Below are 13189 nucleotides of genomic sequence, written 5' to 3'. Positions count from 1 at the left end.
CATTCTCCAAACATCGAAGACGGAAACAGACCGCTACGAAGAACCGCCTGCCGGTTCGGACACAGGGGAAAGTGGCAAGTCGACGACGCGATGATGGCATCGTTCCTTGTGGAGGAATGGCGGACGGAAGGTTTCCTTCGGGAGAGCGGACAGAAACCGGACTGTTGAGACAAAGAGCAGCGATCAACGGATAGGCCGGATGTGGAAACCGGCGTCGAGGAATCGGAAGCACCGAGGTGCGGAAGGAGCCGCTTGAGACGCCAGCGAAAGCATCCAGTCTCGGACTGGAAGGAAGCGCAGCTGAGGTCCTTCGGGAACTCGCAGCACGGAAAACCAGCTCCGGCACCGGCGCGAGCGCCGGGCGACATATTCGGCAAGGAACCGGGCCTTCGGGCAACGACCGGACGAAGAAACGCCAGGCGATAAGCATTCCTTCGGGAGTCCACCGCCAGTGAGAGTGGGGTCGGCAGCAATGCCGGCCCCATTTCTCTTTTCCGCCCCCCTTTTCGCCCCGCCCTGCGCATTGCGCAACTTCCCGGAACCCCGCTTTGGCCGAGTCCAAGCGCGGAAATGCCGTCTCCAAGCACTGTCAGCCTGTGTAGGAAACCGCATTCCGCCGCGTTTCCGGCCCCGTTTTCCGATGAAACGAGCCGCAGCGGCGACGGGCCGCGTGTTACATTTGGGGTCGTTTACCATTCGCCTGTATTGGCGCCTCCCATGAACGGGATGGAACCTATTCGCACGCCGCGCACCAAGCGGATGCGCGCCAAGGGCCGGGCCTCGCTCGCCCTTGCGGCGCTGGCGCTGCTGGGCGCGGCAGGCGTCGGCCAAGCGCAACAGGCACCGCAGCGCGCGCCGCTCGCCGGCACCCACTCCGTGCCTGCGGGCGCGCCGGTCTTCACCCCCAGCCCCGAAGCCGCGTTCGAAGAGACCTTCGCCCGCTATGCCGATCCGGGCGCGGTGGCGATCCCCGCGCACGCGGTCGACATCGCCACGATCGAGCCCGCCGCACCGCCCGCCGCAGAGGCGCTCGGCAGCGGGGTCGCCTCCTATTACGGCCGCCAGTTCCACGGCCGCCGCACCGCCAATGGCGAGACGTTCGACATGAACGCGCTCACCGCCGCGCACCGCACCCTGCCCTTCGGCAGCCGCGTGCGGGTGACCAATACCGGCAATGGCCGCAGCGTGATCGTGCGCATCAACGATCGCGGGCCGTTCACCCGTGGGCGCACGATTGACCTGAGCCAGGCCGCCGCGACCGAGATCGGCCTGATCCAGCGCGGCCACGGCACGGTGCAGCTCGAACTGCTGCGCGACTAGGCGCGCCCGCGCACGCTACCGGCCGCCTTCTAGCCCTCACCCGCACTCCCCGGCCGCAAACGCCTCCGCCAACGCCGCCTCTGCCGCGTCTTGCTCCGCCATGCGCGCGTAGAGCTCCTCCCACGATCCGATGCGCCACCATTCGGGCAGACCCGCTTCGAAGGCATCGATGTGGATGGCATCGAGCTCGCCCGATTGCAGCGCTTCCGCATCGAGGTCGGGATCGACCAGCACCTCGGCAGGCCGCGCCGCCATCATCCGTTCGAGCCGGTTGCCGAACCACTGGCAGTCATCGGGGCCGAGCTGCACCGGCGGGTTCTCCTCCAACCCGAAGCACTTGCCCCCGCAAACGGGGCATGGCGGCGGCGTGTTGCGCGCGGCAGCACCCCCTCCAGAGGCCGAACCTGTTACACCTGTTACACTGTCCTGAGAGGAAACCGCGTCCTGAGGGGAAACCGCGTCCGCATCCTCCGCCGCGATCACCGCCGCCAGATCCTCGCCGCGTTCAAGCGCATCGACCCAATCGTCGAGCCGCGCCTGATCCGCCTGCAGATCGGCGCGCTCGGCCATTTTGTCGAGCCGCGCGAGATGGGCGAGCAGCAGGCGGGAATCATAGCGCCGCCGCCGCGCCACCTCCTCCCCGTGATAAAACACCGCCTCCTCCACCCCGTTGATCGCCCGGTCCGCCAGCTCCGCCTCCGCATGGACCCGCGCCGCGAGCAGCGCCGCATCCCAGGCCCGCGCAAAGGCAGGCGAGCGCCGCCGCGCGCGATAGGCCGTCATCCGCGCAATCTTCGCGTGCGCGCAGGCGATGGAGACATTGCCGACCAGCTGGAGACTGGCAAGGAAAGCGCCTTGCAGCGCGGGCGTGAGGATCGGCGCAGGGCCGGGGCGAGCGGGCTCGCCTTGCGGCTGCGGCTGGTCGATGGTGATTAGGGCGTTCATATGCGTGAGTGTCCTTGCGTGGTTCTGGGAGAACCGCGCAGGGAGGCATATGTGTGGGGGTGTAGGAAAGGGGATTGGCCTCCCCCCTTCCCCGCTCATCCTGAGCTTGTCGGACGCGAAGCTGGCCATAGGCCTACGATTGCTTTTTCTTCTGGCGGAGAAACTATAGCCAACCACACCACGTCACCCCCCCTTCCCGTCACCCCCGCGAAGGCGGGGGTCCAGCTTCCTTGCGGAAGTGAGCGCACAAACAAGCTGGATTGTGCCATGCACAGCTTCGCTTCCCCGCCTTCGCGGGAATGACGAGGGTGAAGTTGTTCCTACCCCACCCACACGTCACCTCGGCGCGACGGCTGCGCGCACGGCCTCTTTTATGATGCATGGAACTCAGCCTTTCTCTCCGCCGGCTGCTGGCGAAGGTGACGAGTTAGATAGAATTGCCCAACCAGACACGACACCAAGCATGCATCTAATCACGGGACTCTATGTCCCCGGAACTCCAAAATTGTGACCGATTTTTTCGTCTTCACTTGCTTTCAAAGTCCTCAAGTGCAAGCCATTGCGTCGGAGGAAGTATGCCTGAATTACAAAAACCTGACATGCGAGCAGTACTCGCACGAACAAATCTCGCCAAACACACAGGCGGCTTTCTTCTGCCCATATTCGAAGCCATGTCGAACTCAATCCATTCGGTTGTCGAGCGCTTCGGTCAGACTGAATCGCGAACGTTAGGAAGGATCGTCGTTTCGGTTACAGACGGCGCAACGGATAACACTTTCTCCGTGACTGTTAGCGACAATGGTGATGGTCTTGATGAAGACAATATGCGCGCGTTTGTTACGCCATTTACCGGACGAAAATTGCGGAAGAATGGTCAGGGGTTTGGGCGATTTATTGGGTTTAAAGTTTTTGAAGAAATCACTTATACTTACCGAACTGATGGCTCCGAAGACACGGAATCCTTTCTTTTCGACATTTATAGTGATGAGGAGATAATTCCTCTCGACGCTGCGGATTCGTTACCTTTCGAACATGGATGCCAAGTGCGCTATTCCAAGGTCCGCGATGAGTATCTCCCTCGATGGCGGGAACTTAATGAGGAACAGTTCTTAGACCGCGTCACACAAAACTTCCTTACTTATCTGGCAGCGGGCACTCTTCCTGACACTGAAGTTATCTACAATGGCAAGAAAACTAATTTGCGAGATCACTTCGTCACGAAGTTCAGTCATGAAGAGCAACACGACTTTACTCTAGAATTTGACGGTGTCGACTATCAATTCTCACTTGATGTTTCCCGATCTGAGTACGGGAAGCCTTACTCGGAACACACACTACTTTTCTTTGCAGACAATCGAGTCTTGGGGCGCGGTCGAGCGATTCAGAACAAATTGGGCCGGTCGTACTTCGAGAAAGACGACGGCACTCGATATGTCGTTATTGCCGCAGTGAGCGGCCCATTCCTAGATGAGAATGCAAACCCTGATCGAACATTTCTGGAGGTCCCAGAATCTCAAATCGTAGAAATCGTCGACAAGTGCTGCGAGTTAATCGGGATTACCGAGACTGATCAGCGCCGCAAGATTCGAGACGATCAAGAAGAAAGCGTGGTTGGACTGTTACAAACGCACCCGTTGTTACGCTTTGGATTGGACGGCAAAACTGTTCAACAGTATATCGAGCGCAAGCCCGCAAACTGGAAAACGGAAAACTTCGTAGCCGATCTCTCACTGCAGCGACTGCGAGCAGAGCGTCGGTGGTCAAGGTATCTCAAAGACACGTTTGCTGACGAAGAGAAGTTTAAGGCGCGCAAGGATGAAATCCTTGCGCAAGTGACTGATACATATCGCGATGCGTTGAGCGAGTATGTGGTCCATCGCCGCGCGGTCCTTGAGGTTGCGGATGCGCTCCGGAAATTTGATGACGCTTCAAAGATGCATCCGGAGGATGCAGTGCACGACCTAATATTTCCTCGATACTCTGATACGACTGAGACCAAGTATTATAGACACAATCTTTGGCTACTCGATGAGAGACTCTCATTTGTTTCATACGCGTCCAGCGACAGAACCCTTCACGGCGGCAGAAGGAAAGCCGGAGACCGTGTTATCGACATCGGTTTCTATGATGAGGTTTATGTCGCTGGAGGTGATGGAACCTCAGCTGTCATGGCCGTTGAGTTTAAGCGCCCTGGACGAGATGACTATAAATCGAGCGTAGAGGGTCGCGATCCAATCAAACAGATCCGCGAAACGATCGAGCAAATTAGGTCTAGGGGCTCCTTTGTCAGTAAGGAGGGCGCAACAATCGAGATACCCTCAACAACACAAATTACGGCGTATATTATCGCTGATCTGGAACCTTCTCTGCGAGAGGTAGCCAAGTATCACGATTTTCAAACCTCGTGGGACGAGAAGTCACTCTTTCACTATCACAAGGGATATAAAATCTACACGGAGATATTTGGGTACAACAAGTTACTGGAAGATGCGCGGAAGCGAAATGCTCCATTCTTCGATGTACTGCTCAAAGACTTAGGGAACTAATTCTCTCCGTCACTCCGCCGTCTCCGGCGAAGGTTTCCCCTTCCCCAACATCGGCTGCAAATACTGCCCCGTATAACTCCCCGCCGTCGCAGCAACCTCCTCCGGAGTGCCAGACGCCACAACCTCACCCCCACGCACGCCGCCATCCGGCCCCAGATCGAGCAAGTAATCCGCAGTCTTAATCACATCCAGATTATGCTCGATCACCACGACCGAGTTCCCCTGGTCCACCAGCCGGTGCAGCACTTCCAGCAGCTTCCGCACATCCTCGAAATGCAGGCCGGTGGTCGGCTCGTCGAGGATATACAGCGTCTGGCCGGTCGAGCGTTTGGACAGCTCCTTTGCCAGTTTCACCCGCTGTGCCTCTCCGCCTGACAGCGTCGTCGCCTGCTGGCCGACTTTCACATAGCCCAGCCCCACCTCGTTCAGCATATGCATTTTGTCGCGGATGGGGGGGACGGCCTTGAAGAAGTCCTCCGCGTCCTCGATCGTCATGTCGAGCACGTCGGCGATGGAGTGGCCTTTGAACTTCACTTCCAGCGTTTCACGGTTGTAGCGTTTGCCGCCGCATTCCTCGCACGTTACATAGACATCGGGCAGGAAGTGCATTTCGATCTTGATGAGGCCGTCGCCCGAGCACGCCTCGCACCGGCCGCCCTTCACGTTGAAGCTGAAGCGGCCGGGCTTGTATCCGCGCGCCAGGCTTTCGGGGAGGCCCGCAAACCAGTCGCGGATCTGGGTGAAGGCGCCGGTGTAGGTCGCGGGGTTGGAGCGCGGGGTGCGGCCGATGGGCGACTGGTCGATCTCGATCACCTTGTCGCAATATTCGAGGCCGGTGACCTTGTCGTGCGCCCCCGCGATCACCCGCGCCCCGTTCAGCGTGCGCGCGGCGGCGGCGTAGAGCGTGTCGATGGTGAAGGAGGATTTGCCGCTGCCGGAAACGCCGGTGATGCAGGTGAAGGTGCCCAATGGCAGGCTGGCGGTGACGTTGTTCAAGTTGTTCGCCCGCGCGCCGTGGACGGTCAGCTTGTGGCCATTGCCCTTGCGCCGCGTCTTCGGAACCGCGATCTCGCGCCGTCCGGTCAGGTAATCGGCGGTGAGCGAGCGTTTGCTCTTCATGATCTGCTTGAGCGTGCCCTGCGCCACCACTTCGCCGCCGCGCACCCCCGCACCGGGGCCGAGATCGACGACATGGTCGGCCTGCCGGATCGCGTCCTCGTCATGCTCGACCACGATCACCGTATTGCCGAGATCGCGCAGGCGTTTGAGCGTTTCCAAGAGCCGGTCATTGTCGCGCTGGTGGAGGCCGATGGAGGGCTCGTCGAGCACGTAGAGCACGCCCGACAGGCCGCTGCCGATCTGCGAGGCGAGGCGGATGCGCTGGCTCTCCCCGCCGCTGAGCGTGCCGCTGGTGCGGTCGAGATTGAGGTAATCGAGCCCGACATTGTTGAGGAAGCCTAGCCGCTCGACAATCTCCTTGAGGATGGCCTTGGCGATCTGGTTCTGCGTGTCGTTGAGCTTTTCGGGCAGCGCCTCGAAGAAGGCGAGTGCATCGGACACGCTGAGGCGCACGGGCGCGGCGATGTCGCTGCCCGCGATCTTCACCGCGAGCGCTTTGGGATTGAGGCGCGCACCGTGGCACGTCTCGCACGGCTGCGCGGTCTGGAACTTCGAAAGCTCCTCCTGCATCCACGCGCTCTCGGTCTGCGCCATGCGGCGGTTCAAATTGCCGATCACGCCCTCGAAAGGCTTGTGGACGGTGTATTCCTTGCGCCCGTCCTTGAAGGTGAGCGGGACGCGCTTGCCCTTCGTGCCGTAGAGGATAATGTCGCGGTGCTCTTCGGAGAGCTGGCTCCACGGCGTTTCGAGGCTGAACCCGAACTCCGCCGCCAGACTGCCCAGCACCTGCATATAGTAGGGCGACGGCGGGTTGGATTTGGCCCACGGCACCACCGCGCCCTTCTTTAGGCTCAGTTCTTCGTTGGGCACCACCAGCTGCTCGTCGAACAGCTGCTTTTCGCCAATCCCGTCGCAGGTCGGGCACGCGCCTTGCGGGGAGTTGAAGGAGAACAATCGCGGTTCGATCTCTTCAATGGTGAAGCCGGAAACAGGGCAGGCGAACTTCTCGGAAAAGACTATACGGTTGGGCGGCAGGCCTGCGCCTTTCATAGCGCCGCCAGATGCGTCCTCATCCTCGCGGCCCGGCACTACACCGTCGGCCAGATCCACATAGGCCAGCCCCTCGGCCAGCTTCAGCGCGGTTTCGAACGAGTCCGCCAGCCGCGTCTCCAGCCCTTCTTTCACCGCCAGCCGGTCAACCACCACTTCGATGTCGTGCTTGAACTTCTTGTCGAGCGCGGGCGCCTCTTCGATCGCATACATCTCACCGTCGATGCGCACGCGGGTGAAGCCCGCCTTCTGCCACTCGGCCAGCTCCTTGCGATATTCCCCCTTGCGACCACGCACCACGGGCGCGAGCAGGTAGAGCCGCGTGCCTTCGGGCAGCGCCATCACCCGGTCGACCATATTGGAGACGGTTTGTGCTTCAATCGGCAAGCCGGTGGCAGGGCTGTAGGGCAACCCTACCCGCGCCCAGAGCAAGCGCATATAGTCGTAAATCTCGGTCACCGTCGCCACGGTCGAGCGCGGGTTGCGGATCGTCGTCTTCTGCTCGATGGAGATCGCGGGCGAAAGCCCGTCAATATGCTCGACATCGGGCTTCTGCATCATTTCGAGGAATTGCCGCGCATAGGCGGAAAGGCTCTCGACATACCGCCGCTGCCCCTCGGCATAGATCGTATCGAAAGCAAGGCTCGACTTGCCCGAGCCCGAAAGCCCGGTGATGACGATCAGCGCATCGCGCGGCAATTCGATATCGACACCCTTGAGATTATGCTCGCGGGCACCTTTGACGGTGATGTGGGTAAGAGCCATGGCGGGTCACTTGGGGCTTGGCTGGAGCAGAGTCCAGAGGGGCTGATGGGGGTGTTCGAGATGGCTTAGCGAAAGACGCGATGTTCTGCAAATGTTCGGATGGGGCAGAGCGGGGAAAGTGCGCGGCGCGCGCATACATTGAATGGTAATCGGCAACGCGCTATGTTTCCTTCGTATCGCAACACGGAAGACCGGACCCATGGCCACAGCAGCACCGCACGAGAGCACTGCCGTCAAAGACACGGCCATGGACGACGTGTTCAAGGAACTGGCGTCGGTGGGCGTCGATCTGGAACGCGCGCTGGCGCAGGAAAAGGCGATGGCGCGCACGCTGCTGGATACAATCCACAGGCTGGATGTGCTGTGCTTGGGGCGTTTCATCATGACGAAAGCACAGGCGATCAGGTAAAGCCCCCCCTGTCGCATTTCGCCAAGCCCCTCGCCCGCGTCCCGGATATGGACGCCCGCACCGGCCTGGCGATTGTGGCTTTTGCCTATGCCCGGTCGATGATAGGTTTGCGCCATTGTCCGCCCGCGCGATTTGCCTTCCGGCCACTCCGCGCACGCGGTTTACCGGCTTGCTCTAGTGCGGCCGCCATGTGGGGGAAATATCATGTCGATTACGCCAACAACCTGGTTGCAGGAATTCATCACCAATCTCGTCACCACCAATGCGCAGGCCAATCCGCGCGTGGTCGCGCTGGCCAACGGCAATTTTCTGGTCGTGTGGGAAGATGATAACGATACGGTCGCCAATGGCACCGGCACTGACATTGTCGGGGTGATTTTCAACGCGCTTGGGCAGCCGGTCACCGGATCACTGTTCCTCAACAACGGCTTCGGCTTCTCGCGGCAGGAAGTGCTCAACTCGGTCGCGGCGACACCCGATGGCGGTTTCGTGATGGTCTACACCTTCCCGAATGCAGACGACACCGATCTGATCTTCGGCATCTACGACGCGACAGGCACGTCGACGCTGCAGAACTTCGCCGTGAACGACTCCGCAGGCAACGGGTTGACCTACTCCAACCCCAGCGTCGCGGTGCAATCGGATGGCAGCTTCTTCGTCACCTTCATCCGTGATGACGGCACCAACCAGGATCTCGTGGGGCGCAAGTTCACCTCCTTCGGCACGCAGGTGGACAGCGAAGTGGTGATGCGGGAAGACGGCTTCTCGGGCTTTGCCGATAGCGAGAACATTGCCGAGCCGGATACCATCGCGCTCGCCAATGGCGGCTTTGCCACGGTCTATACCGAGAACGATACGTTCGGCGGGTTCAACCGGCGCACCGTCGAATTGCGTTTGAGCAACGCCGATGGCAGCAATGGCACACTGGTGAACAACGTCTCTTTGCCCGATGACGGCGACGACGACAGCGGCCCGCGGATCGTGCAACTGGCGGATAACCGCCTGCTGGTCGCCTGGGTGGAAAGCGGTGACATTCGCGGTCGTATTTTCAACGAGAACGGCACCTCTTCGGTGCCCGAGTTCGTTATCACCAACAACACCACGCTCAATTTCAGCACTATCGATCTGGTCGCGCTGGAGGATGGCGGGTATTACACGGTGTTCCGTGATGATACGGTTGGCCGCCTGCTCGGGGTGCGCGGGTTTAACGGCAGCCAACAGGGCGTCACCATTGTCATCAGCAATGATGCCGACGGGGTGGGTGGCGATGTCGGCGATTTCTCGGCCAGCCTCACCACCGACGGGCGTATTCTGGTGAGCTGGGAAAACGGCGAGATCTACACCGAAATCCTCGATCCGCGCCCGTTCGACACCCCGATCACCGCCAATCCCGGCGATGGCCAGATCACTGACCGGCTGACGACCGACAACACTCTCAACGGCTCTGGCTTGGATGATATCCTTTACGGGCTGGACGGAAGTGACGTCCTCATCGGCAATAATGGCAATGACACGCTCGACGGCGGCACTGGCACTGACGAGATGATTGGCGGGCTGGGCAATGACACCTACTTCATCGACAGCATCGCTGACATTGTGACCGAACTGCCCGGCCAAGGCACCGACCGGCTCAACACCGCGATCAATCTCAATCCCTTCGGCACCCGCTACGCCAATATCGAGGAGTTCGCCCTGATCGGCGCCGCGATTGCCATTCACACGACCGATAATGGCGAAACGATCTTCGCTAACCCGACGCTGGGAAGCCGCATCTTCGCCTATGGCGGGGATGATACAATCAATGGCAGCGTCGGCAATGACCGGATCTTCGCCGGCAGCGGCAACGACACCATCTTCGGCGGCGGCGGTAATGATGTTATCGACGGCAATGCCGGTGCCGACACGATGATGGGCGGGGCCGGGAACGACAACTACTTCGTCGACAATCTGGGCGATGTGGTGATCGAGGCTGCCAATGAGGGCACAGACTTCGTGCGTTCGTTTGTCGACTTCACGCTGGGCGACAATATCGAGCTGTTGCGCATCGCGCTCAACGCCACGGTCGGCAATGGCAACGATCTCGACAACACCATCGTGACGGCTGGCGGCGCGGCAACGCTGCGCGGGTTTGACGGGAATGACAATATCCGTGGCAGCCAATTCAATGATCTCATCCAAGGCGGACGCGGGAACGATGTCATCAACGGTCTCAGCGGTATCGACACAATCGAAGGCGGCGCGGGCGATGACGAGATCAAGGGCAGCAATGGCGATGACATCATCGATGGCGGCACCGGCAATGATACGATCTTCGGCGGCAGGGATAACGACACGATTACCGGCGGCGCGGGCTTCGATACGATGCGCGGCGATATCGGCGCGGATATCTTTGTCTTCGATGACGGCCACTTCTCCGGCCTGACCGCAAGTACCGCCGACCGGATCACCGATTTCGACCAGGCCGAGAACGACAAGATCGACCTCTCGCTGGTCGATGCAATTCTGGGCGGCGGCGATGACGCCTTCACCTTTATCGGCAGCGGAGCGTTCAGCGGCACAGCGGGCGAAGTGCGGTTCGAACAGTCGGGCGGTGTGACCATGATCTTCATGGACACCAACGGCAATGGCAATGCCAATCTGGCGATCGCGCTGACCGGGCTTATCAATCTGACCGAGGCGGATTTTATCCTGTAAGGTGGCGCGAGCGCACGTCCTACCATCGCCTTAACCCTGGACACTAAGCCGGTGTTCATCTTGTCGCGGCAGGGCTGCTGCGGCATTGTAAACGCGCGTCAAGCATAAAGGCATTCCCGATGAACCCGACTCCGCAGGAACAGCTCTTTCTCGAATTAATCAACCGGCTGCGGATGGATCCGCATGGCGAATATGCCCGGCTGACCACGGCAGAGGTACTGGCGGAAATCCAGGGCGCGCTCGATTTCTTCGGCGTCGATATGAATTCGTTCCAGTCGGCCATGCTCGCCTTTTCGCCGGTCAATCCGCTGGCGTGGAACAGCGCCCTCGCCCTCGCCGCGCAGCGTCACAATGACGAAATGATCGCGGCGGACACGCAAAGCCACCAATTGCCCGGCGAGCTCGGCCTCGGCGCGCGGATCACCGCTGCGGGCTACACCAACTGGTCGCGGCTGGGCGAGAATATCTACGCCTATTCGGATAGCGTGGTGTACGGCCATGCCGGGTTCGTGATCGACTGGGGCTTCGATGACGAGGATTTCGACGGCAACAATGTGCGCTATTCCGACTGGCAGACGCGCGGGGACGGGATCCAGGATCCGGCGGGCCATTTGCTCAGCCTGATGAATGCCGCTTTCACCGAGATCGGCATCGCCGTGACCGCGGAAACCAACCCCGCCACCGGGGTCGGCCCGCTGGTGGTGACGCAGGATCTGGGCACGCGCTTTGGCTATCAGGCGCAATTTGTCGGCGTTGTCATCAACGATACCGATAATGACGATTTCTACGATATCGGTGAAGGCATGGGCGGCGTCACAGTAACGCTGACGGGAACCAGCGGCACCTTCTCCACCATGACATGGGACGCAGGCGGCTGGCAGATCGCGGTCCCTGCGGGCACCTATGACATCGTGTTCTCCGGCGGCGGGCTGGTCGGCACGATTACAACGTCGGCGACTTTGGGCACGGCGAACGTCAAGCTCGACGTCGAAGCCGCGGATGCGGTGGACACCAGCAATGTGCAGAACGGGACGCCCGGCGTCGATACATTGAATGGCGGCAGCGGCGTCGACATCCTCAACGGCCTTGCCGGCGATGATTTCCTGTTCGGCCTCGGCGGCAACGACGTGCTCGATGGCGGTCTGGGGATTGACGACATGACCGGCGGCGCGGGTGATGATGTGTATTATATCGACAGCGTGTTCGATGTGGTGCGCGAGCTGGCGGGCGAAGGCACCGACCGGATCTATTCCAGCATCAACCTCAACCCCTTCGGCAACCGTTATGCCCATGTCGAAAGCTTCGCGCTGATCGGGAGCGCCACGGCCTTCCATGGCACCAATAATGGCGAGGAGATCCTCGCCAACCCTGCGCTCGGCAGCAAGCTGTTCGGCTATGGCGGGGCAGACACGCTGGTGGGCAGCATCGGCGCGGACAGACTGTATGGCGGCTTGGGCAATGACACGCTCGTTGGCGGCGGGGGCCGCGATCTGCTCGACGGCCAGGCCGGCGCGGACGATATGCGCGGCGGAGCGGATAACGACAATTACATCGTGGACAATCTTGGCGACACCGTCACCGAGAACGCGGGCGAAGGCACCGACACCGTGCGCGCCTTCGTCAACTTCACGCTCGGCGACAATATCGAAAACCTGATCCTGGTCGGCGGCGCGACACAGGGCGATGGCAATGGCCTTGCCAATGCCATTTACGCCAAGAGCCCGGGCGCCGTGCTGCGCGGCTTTGGCGGGAACGATTTCCTGCGCGGCAGCCAGGGCGATGACACGCTCGATGGCGGGGCGAACAATGACACGATCAACGGGCTTGGCGGGAACGACCAGATTTTCGGCGGATCGGGCAATGACGAACTGAACGGCAGCCACGGCAACGACACTATCGATGGCGGCTCGGGTGACGACACAATCTTCGGCGGGCGTGACAATGACACGATCATTGGCGGCATCGGCAAGGACACGATGCGCGGCGACATTGGCGCGGATGTCTTCGCGTTCGATGACGGACACTTTGCCGGGCTGACCGACACCACCGCCGACCGGATCACCGATTTCGACCAGCTCGAAGGCGACCGGATCGATCTCTCGCTCGTCGATGCGATCACCGGCGGCGGCGACAATGCCTTCACCTTCATCGGCGCGGCGGCTTTCAGCGGCGTGGCAGGCCAGCTGCGCTTCGAACAATCAGGCGGCGTGACCATGGTGTTTATGGACACCAACGGCGATATGACCGCCGACTACGCCATCGCGCTGACCGGCCTCGTCACCCTGACAGAGGCCGATTTCGTGCTGTGACGGGACGGCGCGGATTGTGACAGGTTTTGTCA

The 13189-nt window shown here is 60.7% G+C and carries 7 protein-coding genes; 5 read left to right on the top strand and 2 right to left on the bottom strand.

Translation table 11 applies throughout. The features are described 5' to 3' along the window. Positions 1 to 726: 726 nt before the first annotated feature. Positions 727 to 1320 carry a septal ring lytic transglycosylase RlpA family protein gene (locus ACS0VV_RS04050; protein ID WP_483531447.1) on the top strand — a complete coding sequence of 198 codons (594 nt, stop codon included), beginning with the start codon at positions 727 to 729 and terminating at the stop codon, positions 1318 to 1320. Positions 1321 to 1356: 36 nt separating this feature from the next. Here the strand turns inward: ACS0VV_RS04050 and ACS0VV_RS04045 are convergent, their stop codons facing one another. Further along, positions 1357 to 2265 (bottom strand): hypothetical protein, encoded by a 909-nt coding sequence (locus ACS0VV_RS04045; protein WP_483531446.1) that lies wholly within the window; start codon positions 2263 to 2265, stop codon positions 1357 to 1359. Positions 2266 to 2840: 575 nt separating this feature from the next. On the opposite strand from ACS0VV_RS04045, the gene ACS0VV_RS04040 reads away from it, so the two are divergent. Then, positions 2841 to 4811 (top strand): ATP-binding protein, encoded by a 1971-nt coding sequence (locus ACS0VV_RS04040; RefSeq protein ID WP_483531445.1) that lies wholly within the window; start codon positions 2841 to 2843, stop codon positions 4809 to 4811. A gap of 9 nt (positions 4812 to 4820) precedes the next feature. Here ACS0VV_RS04040 and uvrA read toward each other — a convergent pair whose 3' ends face one another. Beyond that, on the bottom strand, positions 4821 to 7745 hold the full coding sequence (gene uvrA, locus ACS0VV_RS04035) for an excinuclease ABC subunit UvrA (RefSeq protein ID WP_483531444.1): 2925 nt from the start codon (positions 7743 to 7745) through the stop codon (positions 4821 to 4823). A 199-nt stretch (positions 7746 to 7944) separates the two neighbouring features. Here uvrA and ACS0VV_RS04030 point away from each other — a divergent pair, with 199 nt between their 5' ends. From ACS0VV_RS04030 to ACS0VV_RS04020, 3 genes are all read left to right on the top strand, one after another. Then, entirely contained in the window at positions 7945 to 8154 is a 210-nt protein-coding gene (locus tag ACS0VV_RS04030; RefSeq protein ID WP_483531443.1) for a hypothetical protein, read from the top strand. A gap of 204 nt (positions 8155 to 8358) precedes the next feature. Next, positions 8359 to 10848, top strand: a complete 2490-nt coding sequence (locus ACS0VV_RS04025) for a calcium-binding protein (RefSeq protein ID WP_483531442.1) — start codon at positions 8359 to 8361, stop codon at positions 10846 to 10848. Between the two features lie 119 nt (positions 10849 to 10967). Continuing rightward, positions 10968 to 13157, top strand: coding sequence for a CAP domain-containing protein (locus ACS0VV_RS04020; protein ID WP_483531441.1), 2190 nt, complete (start codon positions 10968 to 10970; stop codon positions 13155 to 13157). Positions 13158 to 13189: the final 32 nt, after the last annotated feature.

It is taken from the genome of Aurantiacibacter sp. KMU-128 (assembly GCF_056933515.1).
The sequence above is the reverse complement of the archived record's forward strand: the minus strand, read 5'-3'. Positions and strand labels throughout refer to the sequence as shown.